This is a genomic window from Ezakiella sp. (assembly GCF_034180565.1).
In the GTDB taxonomy this organism is placed as follows: Bacteria; Bacillota; Clostridia; order Tissierellales; family Peptoniphilaceae; genus Ezakiella.
Window position 1 is genome coordinate 65,676 of the sequence record NZ_JAXFOB010000022.1, and the last position, 23,100, is coordinate 88,775.

A 23,100-nucleotide genomic window follows, 5' to 3' on the forward strand; every position below is an offset into this window, starting at 1 on the left:
TAATATGGATTTAGATTTTGAAAAAGAGGAATTTATAGATTTTTTGGAAAAAGAAAATCTCACTTTTGACGGATGCGATGAGGCATATGCAATAAGAGAAGATGGTAAAATCGTTGCAACCGGTGCGTACAAGGGAAATGTTTTGAAACTTTTTGCAGTGCTTGAAGAAAAGAGAGAAGAGGGATATATTCCGAAAATTGTAACTTTTTTAAAGGATTTACTTTTTAAAAAAGGAATAACCGAAACATTTATTTTCACAAAGCCTGAATACAAAAATGTTTTCACCTCGCTTTTCTATACGGAACTTGCTTCTACCGACAAGATGCTACTTTTAACGGACAATATAAAAGCCTATGAGGATTGGATTCAAAGCATCAGAGAGTTGGGCGATTTTAATGCCTGCGTTGTTATGAATGCAAATCCGTTCACAAAAGGTCATAGATATCTTGCAGAGACCGCGGCGCGTGAAATTACAAATATTATAGTTTTTGTGGTTGAGGAAGAAAAGAGTTTCTTCGATTTTAAAACCAGATACAAAATGGTCGAAAAGGGGCTTGAAGACATTTGGCTTCAAGTTGCGCCGGGCGGAAAGTTCATAATTTCAGAAACAACTTTTCCAAGTTATTTTCTAAAAAAGAGCGATGACATTTCTAGGGAATTTGCTAAACTTGATGCGGATCTTTTTGTTGGAAGAATTGCGAAGGATTTGGGGCTCAAGTTCAGATATGTCGGTGAGGAGCCGAATGATGAACTTACAAGCTCTTATAATGATGCTCTCATTGAAAGGGCAAAAGATACAAATTTGAAAATCAGGGTTGTTCCCAGAAAGGAAATAGATGGAGAGCCAATTTCGGCGTCCTTTGTCAGGGAACATTTAACGAATATGGAAGAGGTAAAAAAATATTTGCCTCAAACAACAATTGAGATTTTAGAGAAGGGAGGTGCATTTGATGATAGAAATTAGAGAGGTTGTTAGCGATAAAGATATAAATACATTTATCGATGTGCCGAATAAGATTTACAATGATAATGACTATTATATAAAGCCTCTGAGGGGGGATTACAAAAAGTATATCACCGGAAAGACTACCGCTGTGAATGAAGTCGGAAAGAGCAATATGTATATTGCTTATAAAGACGGAGAGCCGGTTGGACGAATTTTGGTCGGAATGAATGATGAACTCAATGAGTATCATGATCTTAAAGATGCATATTTTTCTCAATTTGAATCAATCGACGACAAAGAGGTTTCAAAAGCTCTTTATGACACAGCCGTTAATTGGGCGAAAAATCATGGGGCAAACAAGCTTAAAGGACCTATGAGTCTTCCGGGCGGAGATGACAACAGAGGATTCTTATTGGACAATTTTGACGATTATCCATATATCCAAAATGCCTACAATAAATCTTATTATAATGATCATATAGTTGATTACGGGTTTAAGAAGTATCGAGACTGTTTTGCATTTTCTGCAAAGCCGACGGACAGTATGATTGAAAGATATGAACGAGTTATTCCATATGCTATGAAAAAATACAAGTTCAGACTTGACAGTATTCGACTTGACAAAGAGGGAATCAAAAAGGATGCGCGTGACATCAGCAATGTAATTAAAATGGGTATGCCTAAAAATGAAGAATGGCAAGACTTGATGCCACCGTCAGACGAAGAGATTAACGATATCGTTTCTGCTCTAAGGCCTTTTGCAGACGCCGATCTTATTTATATTGCTAGAAATGAAAATGATGAGCCTATTGCTTTCAATATAACGATGCCGGACTACAATCAAATCATTAAGCGCATGAACGGTAAGATGAATCTATCCGGAATTATTAAGTTCTTATATTATAAAAAGAAGATCGACCGTTTAAGATTTTTTGTTTTATTTGTTATACCGGAATACAGAAACAAGGGTGTCACACAAGCGATGTATCTAAAGATGCTTAGAACCGCGATTGAAAAGGGTTATACAGAAGTCGAAGGAAGTACAATTTGGGATTACAATGTTCCTATGATAAACGACATTCTTAAAGTCGGGGGAGAACTTTCAAAGACATACAGAGTCTACGAAATTGACTTATAAAATGAAAAAATAAATAGAAAATAAGATAGATGAGCCGCGATTGAAATATGTCGCGGCTTTTAATTTATATAAATTAGTATTGTAAGATGTACAAAAATAGAGATTTAAAAAAATTTTAAAAAACTTTATTTTCTTAACACTATCTTTATATTCGATTTGTTATCATAGACGTATAAGATAAAGGAGGATTTCTTATGAAAACAAGTTTTAAAAAAGAATTAATAACATTTTTAATTTTAGCAATGACATTATTTATGTTTGCTTGCACAAAAGGTAGTGACCAAAAAGGTCAAGAGAAACCTGCAACGGAAAACGATGCAGAAGATTCAAAGGCAATTGTTGCTGATGAAAATGGAACGTCAATGGAAGTTTCGGAAGATGCGATGAATCAAAAAATAAAGGCAAGTGATTCATCATACCCGGTTATGGATGAATACAATATGGAAACTATGGGCCTTAAGTTTAAACTTTCTGAAAGAATCAAAAAGGCTCTAAACAACAAAGAAATGGTTATGCTATGCAATGAAATGCTGAAGGACGGATACACAGATATTTCTTATGCGCAGTTTGATTTTTACAAATTGACAGACGAGCAAAGGGAAACTGAAGTCGGAAAGATGGGCGACGAATATATGAATTGGGTAAACAGCCTTGAAAAGGTCGGCTCAATCGGCGTTTATGAAAAGGCTTTGGAAGATAAAATTGGGGAAACAACCAAGTGTGACAACAACAGAAAATTCGGTGAATCAAAAGACGGTGAATATCTATATTATCAAGGAATAAACACTTCATCCGACAAGGAACTTCAAGACGCACTTTTGGACAGCGAATTTGAAGTTATTGAAAAAGGTGAATTTAACGGAATGTCAGCATTTGACCCACCGAAAAAGGATATGAACGGAAGCTCGATTCTACCGCTTGAAACAGAAAATCTCGACGGTGAAAAATTCGGCGATGAAAATATTAAAAAAGCTGATTTGACTTTAGTAAATGTTTTTGCAACATGGTGCACCGCATGCATTCAAGAAATTCCGGATTTGGAAAGAATTTACAACGAATACAAGGACAAGGGATTAAATATTGCGGGCGTAATTATGGACACAGTCGATGCATCGGGAGAAAACAAGGAAGCGATGGAAAAATCTCAGGCACTTAAAAAGAAACTCGGCATCACATATGATTTGATCAAGCCGGACAAAACAATGATGAACGGTAGACTTGAAGGCATTTATGCACTTCCTGAAACATTCTTTGTCGACAAGGAAGGAAAAATTGTGGGCGATGCTATAAGCGGCAGCCACGATTACGAAGGTTGGAAGAAAATCGTCGAAGAAAAATTGGCACAAGTAAACGGAGGCAAATAGTGAAGACTATTACTCGAAAAAAGAGCTTTTCGATTGCAATTTCAATTATCGGAATAATTTTCATGGTAATTGGCGTTTACCGCGGAGAAGCTCTCACCGTTTTGCAAAAAGCGGTAAAGATTTGTATGGAGTGTATTGGAATTGGATAAAATAAAGAAAAAAAGTAAAGAATACAAAAGACATTTGTTTCAAAGCGCATGGGCGCTTGCAACAAACAGCAATTTCAACGGCTTCTTTAAGGGCAATATTTATACGGGCGATATGAAAAAACTCTGCGTTCCGGGCATGAACTGTTATTCCTGTCCGGGCGCAAGAGGCGCTTGTCCGATTGGAGCACTTCAAGCTGTCATCGGAAGTTATAAGTATAAGTTTTCATTTTATGTTGTTGGATTTTTAATTTTTATCGGTGCGATGCTTGGAAGATTTGTCTGCGGATATCTTTGTCCGTTCGGACTTGTTCAGGATCTGCTATATAAAATTCCATTCGTTAAAAAAATCGGCACATTTAAATACGACAAGATACTTAGAAAACTTAAATATATCATTCTTGGACTTTTTGTAATCATACTTCCGATGTTTGTGGTTGACGTTTTGGGGCAAGGCTCGCCGTTTTTCTGCAAACTCATTTGTCCTGTCGGAACTCTTGAAGGGGGACTGCCGCTGGTTCTTTTGAACAAGTCTATGCGCGGCGCAATCGGATTTTTATACTTATGGAAAAATACAATATTAATTGCATTATTAATTTTGTCGGTCATTATCTATAGGCCGTTTTGCAAATACATCTGTCCGCTCGGAGCTATTTATTCATTTTTCAATCCGATTTCCGTGTTTAAATACAGAGTTGATTCACACAAATGTGTAAAGTGCGGCCTTTGTAAAAAATGCTGCAACATGCAAGTTGACCCTGTTCAAAATGCAAATTCGCTCGAATGCATAAGATGCGGCAAGTGCAAAAACATCTGTCCTACCGGAGCTATCTCCTGCGGATTTAGAACAAAGGACGAATGCGCCGAATCAAATAAACAAATGACAGCACAGGTGGAAAAATAGTTTTTTAATTGGTATAATTAGTTGAGGTGAAATATGCGAATTCTAGTAATTGAAGATGAAAAAGAATTATGCGATTCAATAAAGGAAGGGCTTATTCTTGACGGATATGAAGTCGATGCCTGTTACAACGGCTTGGATGGCGAAGAGATGGCGACTGTTGAGACTTATGATTTGATTCTTCTCGATTTGACGCTGCCGGACATGGACGGAATGGAAATTTTGCAATCGGTCCGAAGCCAAAACGCACTGGTTCCGATTTTAATTCTGTCGGCAAGAGTTCAAACCGAGGACAAAGTTGAAGGTCTGGACAGAGGGGCAAATGACTACCTCACAAAACCGTTTGATTTCAGCGAGCTTGAGGCGAGAATCAGAAGTCTTACGAGAAGAAAATTTGTGCAAAAAAGCATTTATCTCTCTTTTGACGGGCTTGAACTCGATACGAAATCAAGAAGACTTCATTATAATGGCGAAGAAATTTTTCTTACAAAAAAAGAAATGGGCATCCTCGAATATTTGCTCCTAAATCAGGAGAGGGTTGTAAGTCAGGAAGAAATCATCGAGCATGTTTGGAATAATGAAGTGAATGAATTTTCAAATTCAATCAGAGTGCACATTTCCGCTCTAAGAAAAAAACTGCGCGAAAAAATGGGGCACGACCCGATTGTGAACAAGGTGGGACAAGGTTATATTTTAAAATAGCGATATGAAGAAATTAAATTTAAAATGGAAACTTACAATTTTATCATCAAGTATTGTCGCCGTGACGTCTTTTGTCATTTATATTTTGCTCGGCATTACAACTGTGAGCGAAATGAATAAAATACAAAGTGCCGTTATGGAAAATATGGACAATATTGAGCCGGCTGAACTACAAGGTGCAGTTATGATTGTTCCGGACCTTTCGTCAATTTTTTACAACGGCAAGAGTCTCTTTTGGCTTAAAAGCTTTGGTATAACTTTTATTGTTGTCGTTATTGCGGGCTTTGTGACATACAGACTGGTCGACAAATTTTTGGAGCCTATAACCGATTTGAAAAACAGAATGAAAGAGGTTAATGTTCAAAATCTTTCAAAACAAATCGAGGTCAAGGAAACGGGCGACGAGATTGAAGAGATTACGGTTTCTTTTAATGACATGATTATAAGACTTTCGCGCCTTTTTGGCGAAGAGAAAAGCTTTTTGCAAAATGCGGCGCATGAGCTTAGGACGCCTCTTGCTGTCTTAAAAACAAAAATCGATGTTTTTAAGAAAAACGAAAACAACACAATTGAGGATTACCAAAAAATGCTCGCATCGGTCACGGAATACAATGACCGAATGTCGCACTTGGTTCAAATGCTTCTTCAAATTCAGGAAAGCCAAACAGTCGAAAGAAAAGACGAGATTAATATATACGACCTCATTGACGAGATTATTATGGACCTTTCAATTTATATAGACGAAAAGCATTTGAGCGTGACGGAAGAAGGGGATAGAGCGCAAATCATCGGCTCTGATCTACTTATGTACAGAGTTTTTTACAATCTGATTGAAAATGCAATTAAATATAATGTTGACGGTGGTTATATAAATGTTTTGATAAATGAAAATGAGGATGATGTCGTCATTAAAATAGAAGACTCGGGACGTGGAATAGAGTCCGATAAGAAAAAGATTTTTGAAGCCTTTTATCGGGAGAGAAGGACTGCGAATGAATCAAACGGCGTCGGACTCGGGCTTCATCTTGTGAAACAGATCATCGAACTTCACTCGGGAACGATTGAGGTAAAAGACGGGGAAAAAGTCGGAACACAGTTTATTGTGACCGTTCCTAAAAATAATAAATAAAAAGAATCAATTTGAAATGTTCGAATTTCGAGCAAATCAAATTGATTCTTTTTTATTTCAGTCCGACTATAAAAATTTTATAATAGAGTATCGCCGAGAGGAGAAGCAACACTCCTCCGACGGCAAGTGCCCTTAAAAGCATTGTATCAATCGGCCTTTTATTACGCATTTTTGAGCGCCTCAACTTTGTCAAGCTTTTCCCATGGCAAGTCGAGATCATCTCGGCCGAAGTGTCCATAGTTTGTGCATTGCGAATAAATCGGTCTCTTCAAATCGAAGTTCTTTATTATTGCGGCAGGGCGAAGGTCAAAGACACCTGAAACTTTTCTTCTGATTTCTTCCAAATCAATTGTCTCGGTTCCTCTGCAATCGATGTCAATCGACGTCGGTGCTGCAACGCCTATTGCATAGGAGAGTGCAACTTCGCATTCCTTTGCAAGTCCTGCGGCAACAATATTTTTTGCAACATATCTTGCTGCATACGCTGCTGAGCGGTCAACTTTCGTTGGGTCTTTTCCTGAGAAAGCTCCGCCGCCGTGTCTTGCATATCCGCCGTAGGTGTCGACAATAATCTTTCTTCCGGTAAGTCCGACATCTCCCTTAGGTCCGCCGACAACGAAGCGACCGGTCGGATTTATATAGATTTTTGTGTCATCTGCAAGAAGTTCCGCCGGAATTACAGCGTCTATAACTTCTTTTTTTACGTCGCGTCTCAAAGTGTCGATATCAACGGATGGAAGGTGTTGAGTTGAAACGACGAGCGAGGTTATCTTTTTCGGTTTGTCGTCTTCGTACATAACTGTGACTTGCGCTTTTCCGTCAGGTAAAATGTAGTCAAGAATTCCTTCTTTTCTCACTTCTGCAAGTCTTCTTGTGAGTTTGTGTGCCAAATGAATTGCAAGAGGCATATAAACCGGGGTTTCGTCGGATGCATATCCGAACATCATGCCTTGGTCTCCGGCGCCGATTGCATCGAATTCATCTTTTGCGCCTTCTTTTGATTCGAGAGATTCTTTTACTCCCATCCAAATGTCAGGGCTTTGTTCTTCAAGTGAGGTTAAAACTCCGCATGTTTCGGCATCAAAACCGAACTTTGCACGGGTGTAACCGATGTCTGATAAAACTTCTCTTACGATTGCCGGAATGTCAACATAACAATTTGTTGATATTTGTCCGCCGACAATGATGTAACCTGTTGCTGCAAATGTTTCGCATGCAACCCTTGCTTCGTGATCTTTTGTTAAAATTGCGTCTAAAATGCTGTCTGAAATTTTATCACAGACTTTGTCAGGATGGCCTTCAGTGACGCTTTCCGATGTGTGAAATCTAATCATATTTCTCCTTCTTTACATAAAAATTATTTCAAATAAAAACAGTAGGCTCAATCCTAAACCTACTGCAAAATAGTCCTTTAAAAACTCATCTTTCAGTCGAACTGTAGGATTTGGCACCGTCTGGGTTGCCGGGTTTCAAAGGGCCTATTCCCTCCACCACTCTTAATGAGTAATTTAATTATAACATTATTCATTTTGCTTGTCAAATACTAAGCGTTTTCCTCTATACAACCCGCACGTTTAAGTGCAAATTTCGCAAGAAGAGGTCCTATAAGTTCATAAACGATTGTCGCTCCTAAAATTATGGTTCTTATATATTGTCCGTGTTCACCGTCAATAATATTTGCGGCGATAAGACTTAAACCGAGAGCAACCCCAGCTTGAGGAACAAGAGTAAGACCGAGATTTCTTTGAACACTTTCATCAAAGCCGGACATTTTTGTAGAAATCATTGAACCGAGATATTTACCGATGACTCTTGAAACTACATAACCGATTCCGACAATTCCGACGGATTTAAGGTTTGCGAGATTTAAATCTGCACCCGATAAAACAAAGAAACATACAAAAATCGGCGGGGTAATTGCATTTACAAGTGTCAAATAACGTTTATTTACATGACCCACATTTGTAATTACAACACCCATAACCATAAGCGTTAAAAGTCCTGATAAATTTAGCTTCAAGGCTGCGGCGGTTACAAGGAAAATCATTGCTAAAGTGAAGGAGAGATTTTCTCCGTCGTTTCTCACTTTTTTTGCAATGAGTGAATAAATGAAACCTGCAACTGCGCCGAGTCCGATTGACATCAATATTTCCAAAAGCGGCTTTCCAAGCATTGTTGCAAAATTCAAGCTTTCACCTTTTATGAGAGCGTTTGCCATAAACGAAGCGATTCCGAATGCGACAATACAAACTGCGTCGTCCAATGCAACAACCGGGATTAAAACGTCTACGAGAGGACCTTTTGCTTTATATTGTCTTATAACCATAAGAGTTGCGGCAGGAGCCGTTGCGCACGAGATTGACCCGATTGCGAGCGAAAAAGCCCAGTCTTGTTTAAATATCAAAAGCATTGTTGCGGTTACAAAAATGAATGCACCCAATGCTTCGAAAATTGTTACTATTATAATTTTTGAACCCATTTTTTTTATTGCTCTCAAGTCCATTTCAGATCCTATTGAAAAAGCGATGAAACTAAGGGCAATTGTACTTAATACTTCTAAGCTGTTAACTTGATCTTGTGATAAGAGTCCCAATACTGAAGGACCTATTAAAATTCCGCCGATAAGATATCCTGTGACATCAGGAAATTTTAATTTTCCTAAAAGGCGCGAAAAAATAAGGCCGCTTGCAATGAGAACTGCTACTGCATAAATTGATTCCATATTAAATTATCCTTCCTTATTTTGTCAAGCCTTCAAATGACTTAACGTCGATGGAAAACATAATTCCGACATTTTCCTTTTCAATATTTCCAACGACTCTTCTTACACATTCTTTTGCCTTTTTGACATCTTCTTCACTTAAAATTAAAAATATTGTTTTGTTGTAAGGTCTTCCGCCGTTTAAAAGATTTCTGAAAAAATCATAACCGACTTCTGAATGTTCCGCAAGAGTAGCCGCAAGTCCTTGGCTCTCCAAAATTGTTCCGCCGTGAATACCTTCTGCGGAAAACTCTCTAAGCACTTCATCGAAGTGTTGTTCGTGATTTAAAACTATAAATAAGACTTCCATATTATCCTCCTTATATACCGTGTCGATTATGGCACTTTTAAGTCTAGACTTATTATACTACAAATAAAAAAATATTGCACATTTTTACAAATAGTGATTTAATTGCTTGATTTTATAAGATGGGATGTTATATAATAAAGTAAAGAAGAAAGCTACTCATTAGAATAGCTTTATTATATCTAAAAATAGATTTTTTCTATTTAATTATTACTACACATGGAGGGGTTTATGGAATTTTACAAAGAAGCACTGACTTTTGACGACATTTTACTTGTTCCGGCAGAAAGCCACGTATTACCGAAAGAAGTCGCAACAAAAACAAAATTGACAAACAAGATTACACTAAATATTCCTATTATGTCAGCGGGAATGGACACTGTTACCGAATCAAAAATGGCAATTGCTATCGCAAGAGAAGGCGGTATCGGAATCATCCACAAAAACATGACTATTGAAGAACAAGCTCATGAAGTTGACAAGGTAAAAAGAAGTGAACATGGAGTTATAACGGACCCGTTCTACCTTTCGAAAGACCATACATTAAAAGACGCCGACGATTTGATGAGAACATATAAAATCAGCGGTGTTCCAATAGTTGAAGAAAATGGGACACTTATCGGCATTATTACAAACCGCGACATCAGATTCGAAGACGATTTAAGTAAAAAAATTGACGACGTAATGACAAAAGAACGTCTTATTACAGCTAAAGAAGGCGTTACGATGGACGAAGCAAAAGAAATTTTGATGAAACACAAAATTGAAAAATTGCCTATCGTTGACGATGACTATAAATTAAAAGGTTTAATTACAATAAAAGATATTGAAAAATCAATCGAATATCCAAACAGTGCAAAAGACGCACAAGGAAGACTACTAGCAGGTGCTGCAATCGGTGTTACAGCTGATATGCTCGATCGTGTAAAGGCACTTGTCGAAGCAAAAGTCGACTGTGTTGTTTTGGACACAGCTCACGGACACAGCGCCGGAGTTATTGAATCGGTTAAAAAAGTAAAAGAAGCATATCCGGATCTTCAAGTTATAGCAGGAAATGTTGCAACATATGAAGCAGCATGTGCACTTTTTGAAGCCGGTGCAGACTGCGTCAAAGTAGGTATCGGACCGGGCTCAATTTGTACAACTCGTGTTGTTGCAGGAATAGGTGTTCCACAAATCACTGCAATCATGGATGCAAGCAAAGCCTCAAAAGAATACGGTAGACCTATCATCGCAGACGGCGGTATTAAATACTCAGGAGATATTACAAAGGCAATTGCAGCCGGCGGTTCGGTTGTAATGCTTGGAAGTCTTCTTGCAGGAACTGAAGAATCTCCGGGAGAAGAAGTTATCTACGAAGGAAGAAGATATAAAGAATATAGAGGAATGGGAAGCTTGGGAGCAATGAGCGCCGGCTCAAAGGACAGATATTTCCAAGAAGGCGTGAAGAAATACGTTCCTGAAGGAGTTGAAGGAAGAGTTCACTTCAAAGGAAAAGTCTCCGAAGTTATCTACCAACTCATGGGCGGTCTAAAATCCGGAATGGGATATTTAGGATGCAAAGATATCGATGAACTAAAAGTAAAACCACGCTATGTAAAAATCACAAGCGCATCTCTCATCGAAAGCCATCCGCACGACATCACAATCACAAAAGAATCACCGAACTATTCACCGTCTTCTAAATAGGACAGAATAAGATTTTAAATTTATACTATTAATATTTTGGAAAGAATCAATCGGTTCTTTCCATTTTTTATGAAAAATTTTTAGAGAGAGTAAAAATATTTTAAAAATCTATATATTTTCTGTTGACTTTTAATTCGATTATGGGTATAATAATATTAAATTGAAAAAGAATTGAAAAACTTTTCAATAACTTATCATTTTGAAAATGATTATCTTTATTGGATTAAGGAGGTCAATATGACAGAGTATATTTTAAAAGGCGAGTTGTGTCCGAATTGTGCAAGGAAGATTGAGGAAAAATTAAATAAGCACGAATCGGTAAAAAGTGCAACTCTAAATTATATCGACAGAAGTTTGGAAGTCGACGGAGATTTAAAGAAAAATGAAGTTTTGGAGATTGTTCAGTCGATAGAGCCGGATGTGGTTTTAGTAGATGTAAAACATGCGGAAGATTCGAGTCAAGCGGCAGAATATATGGAAGAAGAGGAAGGAATTGATTTTAAAAGTTTTGAATTTTTAAGTATTTTATTCGGCGGAGCTCTTCTCATTTTATCGTTTGTGTTTAAAAATAATTATATCGCGATTGCATCCCTTGTTATTTCCGGATTTGTTGTTTATAAAAACGCAATAAAGGTTCTTATGAAAGGAAATGGACTCGATGAACAAGTTCTAATGATGGTTTCTTCAGTCGGTGCCGTTTTAATCGGGGAAGCGAAGGAAGGCGCGGCGGTTATCGTTCTTTATAGAGTCGGAGAATTTTTAACGGATCTTGCAGTTGAACGCGCAACGAGAGATTTGAGAAATACTGTTACGAAGAAGGAAAGACGAGCAAGAGTTGTTCTTGAAGACGGTTCCACAGTTGAAAAGTCTGCAAGCGATGTCAAGGTCGGTTCAAAAATTGAGGTTGAACCGTTCGAAATGGTAACGCTTGACTCAATATTGCTTGATGAGTATGCATCAATTGACACATCTTCATTTACAGGAGAATCGGAACCTAGAATATTTAATAAGGGCGAAATTATTTCGGCGGGTTCGATTGTCGTTGGTAAAAAAGCAACGCTTGAAGTTTATAAGGATTCCGACCATTCGCTCTTAAAACAAATGGACGATCTTGTAAGAGAAGCTGCGAAAAAGAAGAGTAAACAGGAAAAATTCTTGACGGTTTTTGCAAGAATTTACACTCCGATTGTTGTCGGTCTTGCAGTTTTAATTGCAGTTGTACCGCTTATAACAAAGGGCGATTTCAACGATGCGATAAGAAAGAGTCTTGCATTTTTGGTAACGTCCTGTCCTTGCTCGGTTGTGCTCGGTGTTCCACTCAGCTATGCCGTTGGCCTTGGGTCTCTTTCAAGACAAGGTATTCTTGTTAAAGGCTCTGAATTTATCGATGCTACGAGTCATATAAAGACAATCGGATTTGATAAAACCGGAACGGTTACTGAAAATAAATTGTCGCTTGTAAAGGTTGTAAAGAAGGCTGATATGAGCGAAGAAGATTTGAAACTTTTAATGGCGATTGGAGAAAAGAGATCGACTCACCCGATTGCAACCGCTTTTAAAATGGACAATGTGCCGGAACCTGAAGAACTTTCAGAAATTCCGGGAGCGGGAATAGATTTTAAATATCAAAACAAGAGTTATGAAATAAGAGGCGGCGGAGAAAGTCTTGTCATCCATCTTTTTGAAGAAAATAAGTTGATTGGGGAATTTTATCTTGAAGAAAAACTTAAAGACTCCGCAATGGATGTCATAAGAGAGATTAAAGATTTAAATATTGAGCCGGTGCTTGTCTCGGGCGACAATGAATCAAAGGTAAAGGCCCTTTCAGACTTTTTGGGATTTGAGCATTACAAAGCTGAAATGAGTCCGTCGGATAAGCTTGAATATATGCTGGAAAAAAGAGAAAATGGACATATGAGTTTTGTCGGCGACGGAATAAACGACAGTGCGGTGCTTGAAGCGGCGAATGTCGGAATTTCGATGGGAAAGATGGGCTCGGACGCGGCAATTACATCGAGTGATGTTGTCATTATGGATGATGATATTAGAAAGATTCCAATGACAATAAGAGCGTCGAGAAGGATTTTAAAAAATGTAAAATTCATCGTTGCATTGTCACTTTTAACAAAGATTTGTGTTTTGACGGCGATTTATCTCGGGGCAAAGAACGGAATGTATCTTGCGGTTCTTGCAGACGTTGGACTGAGTCTAGTATGTGTATTGATTGCACTTCTCAATAATAAATGTGCAAAATAGAGTTTAGAGGTTGAATTTTCAACCTCTTTTTATTTGATTTTTTTATATCAATATGCTAAAATCAAATTATAGAGTAAAATTATTAGAGGTATTATGAAAGACTATAGAGAAGAAGTCGTAAGAGACGTAAAAGCAAAAAAGGACACTGTTATAAAATTTTTGGGATTTAAAGACAGAGAACCGAGACCTGTTATGATGAAAAAAATTGATCAAGGTCTTCTGGATTTTGAAAAATATATAAATTTGAGTTATGGATATCGTTTAAACGAAGACGAGATGTATGCGGACATCGTCTACACAATCGGAGAAGATTTTGAAAAAGAAATCGAAAAGTTGATCGAAAGCGGGATGGCATTTCCGGCGATGGTTTTGGACAAAGTAGGGATTGTAACACTCGATATGTACAGAAAACATATTATGAAAGAGATTTATGAAATCTCGGGACTTTCCGTAAAAAAATACGTATATCCGGGAACAAAGACGCATCCCGTTAGTTTTCAAAAAGAAATCTACGAAAATGTCGGGATTGATACGGTCAAGATTAACGAATACAATCAACTGTACCCGGTTAAATCTGTCGCAATAAGAGCGCTGCTCCAAAAGAGTGAGGGTTTAAAGGAATTTTCTCCGTGCGATGGGTGCGAAGCGAAGTGCGAAATGAAAGGGAGTTTTTAATATGAATGAATATATTGAAAAGATTGCAAATGCAATTGTTGAAATGGATGAAGACAATATTTTAACTTATATAGATGAAGCACTCGCTGCCGGGGTTTCAGAAGACGATATCTATAATGTCGCACTGAGCGAAGGGATGCTTCGAGTGACACATCTTTTTGAAGAAGAGGAGTATTATGTCTCCGAGGTAATTGTTTGTGCAGACACTTTAAATATGGCGATAAATTATCTTCAACAAAAGAGCAGCCACAAGATGGAATCGGACGGACCAACCATTGTTCTTGGAGTTGTTGAAGGTGATTTGCACGAAATAGGAAAAAATATTGTCAAGATAATGTTCGGAGCTGCAGGTTTTAAAGTTATCGACCTTGGACAAAATGTTAAAGCTTATGAATTTATAAAAAAAGCTGAAGAGGTAAATGCGGACTTTATTGGTCTTAGCACAATGATGACGACAACAATGCCTAATATGGAGGAGGTTGTAAAGCTAAACAACAATAAAAACAAGCCGCTTATTATCATCGGCGGCGGACCGGTTTCCGAAGAATTCAGACAAGAAATTAAAGCTGACGGATTTTCAAAGAATGCGGTTGAAGCTGTAGAACTTGTAAAGGAGTTGATGAAACGTGAATTGGCATAATATGACTCTAATGGAATATATAAAAAGCGAAAACAGAAGATTTTTCTTGACGGATTTGGGAACAAACGGTTTAAAATTTGTCGACAAGAAAGTTTATGAGGTGTACAATTCGCCGGAAACGCAACTTAAGATGGCGGAAAGGCTCGACGAGGAGTTTCCGGGAGATTTTATCTATCCTTTGAGCGACGGAAATATTATAAGTGAATCGCTTGGGGTGAAACTCTTAAAACCGGATTATGATTTCCCAAGTCCACTTGAACATAAATTCACGACAATTGAAAGCATTAGAAATCTTGAAATTCCTGACCCATATAGTCTGAAAAGAATGCCGACAAATTTGAAAAGCCAAAACTTAATCAGTTCAAATATCGACAAGCCTTTATATGTTTCAATATTCGGACCGTTCACACTTGCAGTTCAACTTGCGGGTGCGACGCATCTCTTGCGCGAAATTATAAAAAATAAAGACTTTGTAATTGAAATTTTGGAATACACAAAAAACGCTGTTCGCGAATATGCGAAGGCGGTTGTCAAGGCGGGAGTAAAATATATGTCGATTGCAGAACCGGCAAGTGTTACTCTAAGCCCTGAAAATTTCAGAGAGCTCGTGCTTCCGAGATTAAATTATGTATATGATTCGGTGGATTGTTGGAAACAACTTCACATTTGCGGCGACACGTGGAAGTTTTTGGACATGATGATTGAAACGAACACTGACGCGATAAGCCTCGACCAAATAATGAATATGGAAGAGGTTATTAAACATTTTCCGAGCGACAAAATTTTGGTTGGCAATCTAGACCCGATAAGACTTATCGGAAAGGGCACGCCTGAAGAAGTAAACAAGAAGACGACTGAGCTTTTGGACAAGATGGAGCCGTATGACAACTTTATGGTGGCTTTCGGATGCAATGCACCGAACGATGCGCCGGATGAAAATATAAAAGAAGCGATAAGAGTTACAAAAAATAGATTTAGAGATTATGGAAATTAAAAAATTCCCTCCACAAGAAATGTGGAGGGTTTTATTTTACTCTATATCTATAATTTGCGCTCTGTTGTTAAAAAATGCCATGTGTGCAATTTCAGAAACCAAAATTACGCTGATTGCATTACTCGAAAACGAGGCGAGCATAATTATAATTTGGTAAATGATTGCGGTATTCGGACTTATGCCGGAAAGAATTTGTCCGGTCATCATGCCAGGCAAAAATATTATTCCCATGCCGAACATTTTATTGAGTGAAGGGAGGAGCGCGTTGTCAATTGCTTCTTTTGCAATAAATTTTGTAGCAGCTTTTGGTGAAGCACCAATCATAAGGCTGCCGTTTATGAGCTCTTTGTTGTCTTTAAATCCGGTCATATATGTCTTTAGTGCGAGCGTCACACCTGTCATTGTGTTTCCGATGACCATTCCGGAAATAGGGATGAAAAATTGCGGATTGTACCACGGGGTTATTTTTATAACTACCAATAAAAAGTAAAATACAACTGTAACTGAACCCACGAGGATTGAAATAGCCGTAAGCTTTTTCATCATTTTGTTTTTTATTTTCAAACGTTTTATCGCGTTTAAAATTGCGAAAGTTTCGATTATACCGAGAATCAAAAGAGTTATATATGGACTTGGTTTATCGAAGATATAACTCAAAATATATCCGACGAGTATAAGTTGCAATGTCATTCTAAAAGTTGAATATGCAAGGATTTTACTCAGGCGAATTTTTTTGATATTAAAAACCAAAATCATAAAAGCGATAAATATAAATGCATAAATAAGATTGTATAGACTGATATCACTAACGTTCATGACTTATAACTCTCCCGTCTTTCAGAGTAATAATTTCATCGGAAATGATTTCCGGATTTGCGGAGTGTGAAATAAAGACTAAAGTTTTATTCCTCTTTTTTATTTCGGCAATGACATTGTTCATCAATATTTCTTCAGTCTTCGAATCAAGAGATGCACCCGGTTCGTCCAGAAGAAAGACATCCGGCTTCACCAAAAAAAGTCTTGCGATTGAGAGTCTTGTCTTTTCTCCGCCGCTTAAATTTTGGGCGTCATCGTTTAAATCTTTTTTCAGATTTACAATTTCCATCGATTTTAAAAGTTTTTCGTCGGAAAGACCTTCCTCGCCGCGAAGAGTAAAGATAAAATTTAAATTTTCTCTCACATTTCCGGGAAATATGGTCGGAAATTGCGACTGCATTATAACCTCTCTTCTAAGAGTTATAGGATTTATATCGTTCACGTCGACTCCGTTGTACATAACTATGCCGCTGTCCGGAGAAATTATATTATTTAACAGTTTAAGCATTGTGGATTTGCCGGAACCGCTTTCACCCTTAACAACTGTCACGACATTTTCATTTATTTCAAGATTTTCTATATCGAGTATATTCTTAAATTTTATATCTTTTAATAAAAACAAATAATCACCTCTAATTTTAATTTTAATTTAATAAATATTAAATTTCAAGTTTTACATAAAAAGGATTATAGAATTATAAAATACCTCGCAATAAATCGAATTTGTAATAAATAAAAGTTGAAAAATATAAAATATTATCTTATAATATTACCTATAAGGAATAGGTGATAAAATGATATCAATAAAGACGCCTAGAATGATAGAAGGAATGAAAGAGTCGGGAAGACTTCTTCGTTCTGTACACGAAAATTTGAGCAAGATTATCGTTCCGGGCATAACTACACTTGAAATAGACTCATTTGTAGAAAAGTATTTGGAAGAACACGGAGCAACGCCTGAGCAAAAAGGATATATGGGATTTCCTTTTGCAACCTGTGCAAGCGTGAACGATGAAATATGTCACGGATTTCCATCGAGTAGAGAACTTAAAGACGGAGACATTGTTACAATCGATATGGTTGTGAACAAAGACGGATATCTTTCCGATTCCGCTTGGAGCTATGCTGTCGGAGATATAAGTGACGAAGCAAAGCTACTGATGGATGTCACAAAGGAAGCTCTTTACAAGGGAATTGAAGTTGTAAAACCGGGAGCACATTTCGGTGACATCGGAGTTGTTATAGAAGAATATGTTTCAAAGTTCGGCTTTTCGGTTGTGAAGGACTTTATCGGACACGGCATCGGAAGAAAGATGCACGAAGATCCGCAAGTTTTTCACTACAATACAGGTATTCGCGGAGCGAGAATGAGAGAAGGCATGGTTTTTACCATTGAGCCGATGATTAATGTCGGAACATGGCAAATGAAAATGGATAAAAACGGCTGGACGTCGAGGACAAAGGACGGCAAGCTTTCATGTCAATACGAGCACACAATGGCTGTTACAAGTGACGGCGTGCGGATTTTGACTGATGAGGGCTTAGATGGCTAGAGTTGTAGATCTGACCGAGGGAAAGATTTCCCAAAAAATGTTGAAGCTGGCAATACCTCTTATGGGAACCAGCTTTTTAACAATGGCATACAATTTGACAGACCTTTATTGGGTCGGCACTATTGACACATCGGCTGTTGCGGCGGTTGGAATTTGCGGACTCTTTTGGTGGCTGGTTCAAAGTTTTTCACTGATTGCACAAGTCGGTCTTGCAGTCACGGTTAGCCAAAACTTCGGAAGAAAAGATATTGATGCGGTTCACGGATATATCAATTCGGGAGTAAAACTAAATGCGATAATAGCAATCATATTCTCGTCAATTGTTTTTTTCTTTTACAAAGAGCTTTTGTCATTTTTTAATATTATCGACACGAACACATTAAAGAATGCATACACATATCTTAGAACCATAAGTGTCGGATTTTTATTTTTGTTTATGAATCCGATTATGTCTGTAATTTTAAATTCGACGGGCAATTCACGTGCGACATTTATAGTAAATGGAACGGGGGTTTTTGTGAATATGGTTCTTGACCCGCTTTTTATTCATTTCTTTGATTGGGGAGTGTTTGGAGCGGCACTTGCAACTACGATTTCACAACTTTTTGTATTCTTTGTATTTATACATTTTGGAAAGAAGCATGAATTTTTATATGCACAGGTCGACTATTTAAAAAAGTGGGAGCCGAAAAAGGTAAGAAGAATTCTAAGCCTCGGTATTCCGCCGGCTCTTCAATCGGGCATGCACTGTTTTATTTCGATGTATTTGAATAAAATGGTAAACGCCTTCGGTGCGGCACCTGTTGCAGGACAGTCCATCGGAACGGAAATTGAAAGTATTTCATGGATGACAGCAGGGGGCTTCAGTACGGCGAATGCGACTTTTATAGGACAAAATTTCGGTGCAGAAAAACACGAAAGAGCGAACAAAGCTTACTTTACGAGTTTGAGAATAATGATTTGTGTCGGTCTTTTTGCGAATGCACTTCTATATTTCGGAAGATATCCGATCATAAAACTGTTTTTGCATGAACCGGAAGCAATAAAATATGGTGCTATGTATTTGATGGTGCTTTCGTTCAGCCAACTTTTTATGTGTATTGAAATAGTGACGGAAGGGGCTTTTAATGGTATTTCTATGACAAAACCGCCGTCTTTAATCGGAATTACGGGAAATCTTTTAAGAATACCTCTCAGCTATGCGCTTATTCCACATTTTGGAATTGCGGGCATTTGGATAGCCGTAAGTGCAACAAGTATTTTAAAAGGAATCGTATCATTCACTTGGTTCAATATATTTAAACACAGGAGGTTAAATCTTGGAAGTGGTTTGTAAAAACTGTCCGGTCGGTTGCCATCTTGTGGTGAAAGACGGGGAAGTTTATGGAAACAAGTGCGCTCGCGGATTGTCGTATAAAAATTACGAGGAAAAATCTATTTTTTATACGCAAGTAAATGTAATCAATTCGTCAAAAGGGCACTTGAGTGTGAAGTCTGACAGAGAACTCGACGAGTTGGAAAAAGAAGAGTGCAAGGAGTTTTTAAAAAGTATAACACTTGAGCCACCTATAGGGGCAAACGAAGTTGTTATAGAAAACTTGGGAAATACGGGGATAAATTTTATATCTCAAAGAAAAATATCGAATTAAACGGAGGAAAATATGAAACATTTATTAAAACTTATGATAGTGTTGGCTTTCTTTTCAATAGGATGCCAAAAACAAGACACAGGCAAAGGAAATGTAGCAAAAGACGACAAGAATGGAATTACGGAGGATGAATATATGACCGAAGAATCAATCAAGAAGAATTTTACAGAAGAAGAAATAAAGAATATGCCGCAACTTCAACCGCTTAAGGAAGGCGATGAAATTGCAATTTTCCATACAAATATGGGCGATATTAAAATTAAGCTTTTCAGAGATTTGACACCGAAGACAGTTGAAAATCTCACAAAGCATATCGAAGACAAATACTATGATGGCGTTACATTCCACAGAGTTATAAAGGATTTTATGATTCAAGGCGGAGACCCTGACGGAACAGGTATGGGCGGAGAAAGCATTTACGGCGAAGGTTTTGAAGACGAATTTGTACCGAATTTAATTAATATCAGAGGTGCGCTTTCAATGGCAAACACAGGACAACCTATGTCAAACGGAAGTCAATTTTTCATCGTTCAAAACAGCAATATACCGGCTGAAGCAATGCCTCAATATGAAGCATATGTGGATCCTTCATATGTAAATGACACATGGAAGAAGATGTACACAGTCTTCGGAGGAACACCGCATCTCGACGGACATCACACTGTTTTCGGTCAAGTTGTTGAAGGTATCGACGTTGTTGATAAAATTGCAAACACAAAGACCGGTGAAATGGACAAACCGGTTGAACCTGTAGTTATTGAATCAGCAGAGGTAATAAAATATAAATAAGTCAAAGGGTCGATTTCAAATCGACCTTTACTTGTCAAGTTCGCTCAAATACTGTATAATGTAGTGGGTGAACATGCTTGGATTTTAAAGATAAAAAAGCGATTATAATTGCAAACGACATTTCCGAAGATTCTCCGCGCCAAAAGGAGAATATAGAGCTTGTAAAAAGTCTAGGTGCGGAAGTTATTTCGGTTTTGATTCAAAATATTCAAAGAATAAATCCGAAATACTATTTCGGGAGTGGAAAAATTGAATATTTTTCAAATATTTCGAGCGAACTGAAAGCGGACTTCGTTGTTGTTTGTGAGGATTTGAGTCCAAGGCAACTTCAAAATGTTAAGGACGAGTTTGATATGCTCGTTATAGACAGAAATCAACTTATACTTGAACTTTTTAACCAAAGGGCGACGACGGCGTTCGGAAAACTGCAAGTCGAACTTGCAACACTCTCTTATATGTATCCGAGACTTCGGGGCATGCGAAAAGACATGGACAGACAATTCGGAGTCATGGGTATGAGAGGCGCCGGTGAACAAAAGCTCGAGCTCGACAGACGTGTTTTAAGAAAGCGAATAGATAAACTCAAAGAGGATGTTAAGGCGGCACAAGTAGTTCTCGATACGAAGTCGAAGATGAGGACTGAAAGCAGCATTCCAATTGTTTCGTTAATCGGATATTCTAACACGGGAAAGTCGACACTTTTAAATAGAATTATCGAGCTCTCCGGAGCCGACGAAGAGAAGAGTGTTTATGCAGACGACCGGCTTTTTGCAACGCTCGACACGCATGCCAGAAGAATAGAACTTCCGCACGGGGGCGAAATGATTTTGACGGATACGGTCGGGCTTATCAGTGATCTTCCACATCAACTTGTGGATGCGTTTCGCTCAACTCTTTCGGAAATAAAGAGTGCGGATCTTCTTGTTCAGGTTCTGGATATTTCCAACAAAAATTTGGATGTTGAAATTGAAACAACTGAAGAGCTCATTAAAGAGTTGGGGCTTGGCGACAAAAAAATAATAAAAGTTTATAATAAAGCCGACAAAGTTACAGATAAACATATTTATGCGGATGCGGATATGGTTATAAGCGCATATAATGATGCAGACGTTTTAAGTTTATTGACTGCAATTGAGCTCGAACTCTATGGAGAAGCGGTGGAGGAAACAAAGTTTTTTCCTTACAGCGAGGCGAAAGAGCTCAGTTTGTTTATGGAAAGAAACGGAATAATTTCCAAGAAATATTCCGACGAAGGCACAGAGGTAACATATATAAAATATTTGAAGAGGGGTTTATGATATGGATATAAAACCTTTTAAGTCGGTTCAATCTACCGAGGAATTCAGATATGAGATAAGGAAGTCGATATTTTTAGCGGAAGCGAGAATGATTCAATCCGAAGAAGATGCGATAGAATTTATAAACCATGTTAAAGAAAAGCATCCAAAGGCTACACACCACTGTTACGCTTACACTTTCGATGTGGGCGGACTTCGGGAAAAGGCGGAAGATGACGGAGAACCGTCGGGCACCGCGGGACTTCCGATTTTAAAGGCTTTAAAAATGAATGAACTTGAAAACTGTATGATTGTCGTTACGAGATATTTTGGAGGGATAAAACTTGGAGCCGGCGGGCTTACAAGGGCATATATGTCTTCTGCGACAGGTGTAATTGAAGAAGCCGGAATTAGGAGTTTCAAGACTTTTTATGATATAATGATAGATGTGGGTTATGATTTATATGATATTCTTTTGAATTATATAAATAATGCCGCAATTCAGATTTTGGATACGGAATTTTTTGAAGACGTAAAAGTCGTTGTCACTGTTCCGGAAAAATCAAAAGATAAATTCATTTCCGATGTGGCAGATCTCACATCGGGCACTGCAAAAACGGAAATTGTTAAAGAGGTTTTAAGATAGTGATTGATTTTAATTGTGAAATAAATAAAATAAGAGAATTTCTTTTGAACTACTCCAAGGAAACACATACGGACGGATATGTGCTTGGAATTTCAGGGGGGCTCGACTCGTCTGTTACGTTTAAAATTCTGGAGCCTTTGCCGCTTAAATTTATTGCGATAAAGATGCCGATTCACTCGCTTAAAAGTGACGAAATTGATGCGGATTTACTTACAAAGGATTCGGATAGAGAAATTTTAAGAATAGATTTAAGCGATATTTATGATGAGTTTATAAAGGTGCTTCCGGATACAGGTAGCGCGCTTGCAAACACGAATCTGAAACCTAGGCTCAGAATGACGACTTTATATCAGGTTGCACAGACAAACAATTTATTGGTTTGCGGAGCGACAAATAAGAGTGAATATCTGACCGGATATTTTACAAAGCATGGCGACAGCGGAGTTGACGTTATGCCACTCAGGGAATATATAAAGAGCGAGATTTATAAAATGGGAGAACTTCTTGAAGTCCCCGATGCGATTTTAAAAAAACCACCGTCGGCAGGACTTTTCGAAGGACAGACTGATGAAGATGAAATGGGAATTTCATATGCTGAGCTTGACGGATATCTGTCGGGCGAAAAAATAGATGAAAAACAAAAACAAAAAATAGAATCAATGATTAAAAAAACAGAGCACAAAAGATGTGTACCTATATTTTATAAAAGAGAGGAAGAATAA

General features: G+C 37.8%; 24 protein-coding genes and 1 riboswitch. Of the genes, 19 read left to right on the top strand and 5 right to left on the bottom strand.

All coding sequences use genetic code 11. The features are described 5' to 3' along the window. The first annotated feature begins 4 nt into the window (after positions 1-4). The 7 genes from SPI61_RS04810 (at position 5) to SPI61_RS04840 (ending at position 6,326) form a co-directional block, all read left to right on the top strand. Positions 5-964 carry an adenylyltransferase/cytidyltransferase family protein gene (locus SPI61_RS04810; RefSeq protein ID WP_321136985.1) on the top strand — a complete coding sequence of 320 codons (960 nt, stop codon included), beginning with the start codon at positions 5-7 and terminating at the stop codon, positions 962-964. After that, the gene (locus SPI61_RS04815) at positions 951-2,084 is read left to right on the top strand and encodes a GNAT family N-acetyltransferase (protein ID WP_321136986.1); all 1,134 of its coding nucleotides are present in this window, start codon (positions 951-953) and stop codon (positions 2,082-2,084) included. The genes SPI61_RS04810 and SPI61_RS04815 overlap by 14 nt, the downstream gene beginning before the upstream one ends. A gap of 194 nt (positions 2,085-2,278) precedes the next feature. Then, on the top strand, positions 2,279-3,448 hold the full coding sequence (locus tag SPI61_RS04820) for a TlpA disulfide reductase family protein (protein WP_321136987.1): 1,170 nt from the start codon (positions 2,279-2,281) through the stop codon (positions 3,446-3,448). Positions 3,449-3,480: 32 nt separating this feature from the next. Continuing rightward, positions 3,481-3,597, top strand: coding sequence for a CD1871A family CXXC motif-containing protein (locus SPI61_RS04825; RefSeq protein WP_414601517.1), 117 nt, complete (start codon positions 3,481-3,483; stop codon positions 3,595-3,597). Further along, on the top strand, positions 3,590-4,498 hold the full coding sequence (locus SPI61_RS04830) for a 4Fe-4S binding protein (RefSeq protein ID WP_321136988.1): 909 nt from the start codon (positions 3,590-3,592) through the stop codon (positions 4,496-4,498). The genes SPI61_RS04825 and SPI61_RS04830 overlap by 8 nt, the downstream gene beginning before the upstream one ends. A gap of 33 nt (positions 4,499-4,531) precedes the next feature. Continuing rightward, positions 4,532-5,197, top strand: coding sequence for a response regulator transcription factor (locus SPI61_RS04835; RefSeq protein ID WP_321136989.1), 666 nt, complete (start codon positions 4,532-4,534; stop codon positions 5,195-5,197). A gap of 4 nt (positions 5,198-5,201) precedes the next feature. Beyond that, positions 5,202-6,326 (top strand): HAMP domain-containing sensor histidine kinase, encoded by a 1,125-nt coding sequence (locus SPI61_RS04840; protein WP_321136990.1) that lies wholly within the window; start codon positions 5,202-5,204, stop codon positions 6,324-6,326. A 161-nt stretch (positions 6,327-6,487) separates the two neighbouring features. Here SPI61_RS04840 and metK read toward each other — a convergent pair whose 3' ends face one another. From metK to SPI61_RS04855, 3 genes are all read right to left on the bottom strand, one after another. After that, positions 6,488-7,660, bottom strand: a complete 1,173-nt coding sequence (gene metK, locus SPI61_RS04845) for a methionine adenosyltransferase (RefSeq protein ID WP_321136991.1) — start codon at positions 7,658-7,660, stop codon at positions 6,488-6,490. 82 nt (positions 7,661-7,742) lie between these two features. Then, positions 7,743-7,832: riboswitch (SAM riboswitch) on the bottom strand. Positions 7,833-7,869: 37 nt separating this feature from the next. Beyond that, positions 7,870-9,048, bottom strand: a complete 1,179-nt coding sequence (locus SPI61_RS04850; RefSeq protein WP_321136992.1) for a cation:proton antiporter — start codon at positions 9,046-9,048, stop codon at positions 7,870-7,872. A gap of 16 nt (positions 9,049-9,064) precedes the next feature. After that, complete coding sequence (locus SPI61_RS04855; protein ID WP_321136993.1) at positions 9,065-9,397, bottom strand: hypothetical protein; 333 nt, start codon at positions 9,395-9,397, stop codon at positions 9,065-9,067. Positions 9,398-9,625: 228 nt separating this feature from the next. Here SPI61_RS04855 and guaB point away from each other — a divergent pair, with 228 nt between their 5' ends. From guaB to SPI61_RS04880, 5 genes are all read left to right on the top strand, one after another. After that, positions 9,626-11,083, top strand: coding sequence for an IMP dehydrogenase (gene guaB, locus SPI61_RS04860; RefSeq protein ID WP_321136994.1), 1,458 nt, complete (start codon positions 9,626-9,628; stop codon positions 11,081-11,083). 237 nt (positions 11,084-11,320) lie between these two features. Next, on the top strand, positions 11,321-13,339 hold the full coding sequence (locus SPI61_RS04865; RefSeq protein WP_321136995.1) for a heavy metal translocating P-type ATPase: 2,019 nt from the start codon (positions 11,321-11,323) through the stop codon (positions 13,337-13,339). A gap of 93 nt (positions 13,340-13,432) precedes the next feature. Next, positions 13,433-14,014 carry a hypothetical protein gene (locus SPI61_RS04870; protein ID WP_321136996.1) on the top strand — a complete coding sequence of 194 codons (582 nt, stop codon included), beginning with the start codon at positions 13,433-13,435 and terminating at the stop codon, positions 14,012-14,014. 1 nt (position 14,015) lies between these two features. Next, entirely contained in the window at positions 14,016-14,654 is a 639-nt protein-coding gene (locus SPI61_RS04875; RefSeq protein WP_321136997.1) for a B12-binding domain-containing protein, read from the top strand. 10 nt (positions 14,655-14,664) lie between these two features. Beyond that, positions 14,665-15,648 carry a uroporphyrinogen decarboxylase family protein gene (locus SPI61_RS04880; RefSeq protein ID WP_321136998.1) on the top strand — a complete coding sequence of 328 codons (984 nt, stop codon included), beginning with the start codon at positions 14,665-14,667 and terminating at the stop codon, positions 15,646-15,648. 36 nt (positions 15,649-15,684) lie between these two features. On the opposite strand, the gene SPI61_RS04885 is transcribed toward SPI61_RS04880, so the two are convergent. After that, the gene (locus SPI61_RS04885; RefSeq protein WP_321136999.1) at positions 15,685-16,464 is read right to left on the bottom strand and encodes an ABC transporter permease; all 780 of its coding nucleotides are present in this window, start codon (positions 16,462-16,464) and stop codon (positions 15,685-15,687) included. Then, on the bottom strand, positions 16,454-17,086 hold the full coding sequence (locus SPI61_RS04890) for an ATP-binding cassette domain-containing protein (protein ID WP_321137000.1): 633 nt from the start codon (positions 17,084-17,086) through the stop codon (positions 16,454-16,456). Before SPI61_RS04890 ends, SPI61_RS04885 begins: the two co-directional genes overlap by 11 nt. Before the next feature lie 172 nt (positions 17,087-17,258). On the opposite strand from SPI61_RS04890, the gene map reads away from it, so the two are divergent. The 7 genes from map to nadE all read left to right on the top strand — a co-directional run bounded on the left by map (position 17,259) and on the right by nadE (position 23,100). Continuing rightward, entirely contained in the window at positions 17,259-18,017 is a 759-nt protein-coding gene (gene map / locus SPI61_RS04895) for a type I methionyl aminopeptidase (protein ID WP_321137001.1), read from the top strand. Continuing rightward, complete coding sequence (locus tag SPI61_RS04900; protein ID WP_321137002.1) at positions 18,010-19,353, top strand: MATE family efflux transporter; 1,344 nt, start codon at positions 18,010-18,012, stop codon at positions 19,351-19,353. Before map ends, SPI61_RS04900 begins: the two co-directional genes overlap by 8 nt. Further along, complete coding sequence (locus tag SPI61_RS04905) at positions 19,343-19,666, top strand: DUF1667 domain-containing protein (protein WP_321137084.1); 324 nt, start codon at positions 19,343-19,345, stop codon at positions 19,664-19,666. Before SPI61_RS04900 ends, SPI61_RS04905 begins: the two co-directional genes overlap by 11 nt. A gap of 177 nt (positions 19,667-19,843) precedes the next feature. After that, a complete protein-coding gene (locus SPI61_RS04910) occupies positions 19,844-20,455 on the top strand; it encodes a peptidylprolyl isomerase (protein WP_414601518.1) in 612 nt (203 codons plus the stop codon). Positions 20,456-20,532: 77 nt separating this feature from the next. Continuing rightward, positions 20,533-21,753 carry a GTPase HflX gene (gene hflX, locus SPI61_RS04915; RefSeq protein ID WP_321137003.1) on the top strand — a complete coding sequence of 407 codons (1,221 nt, stop codon included), beginning with the start codon at positions 20,533-20,535 and terminating at the stop codon, positions 21,751-21,753. 1 nt (position 21,754) lies between these two features. Next, on the top strand, positions 21,755-22,378 hold the full coding sequence (locus tag SPI61_RS04920; RefSeq protein WP_321137004.1) for a YigZ family protein: 624 nt from the start codon (positions 21,755-21,757) through the stop codon (positions 22,376-22,378). Beyond that, positions 22,378-23,100: an NAD(+) synthase gene (gene nadE, locus SPI61_RS04925; RefSeq protein ID WP_321137005.1), complete on the top strand. Its 723-nt coding sequence runs from the start codon at positions 22,378-22,380 to the stop codon at positions 23,098-23,100. Before SPI61_RS04920 ends, nadE begins: the two co-directional genes overlap by 1 nt.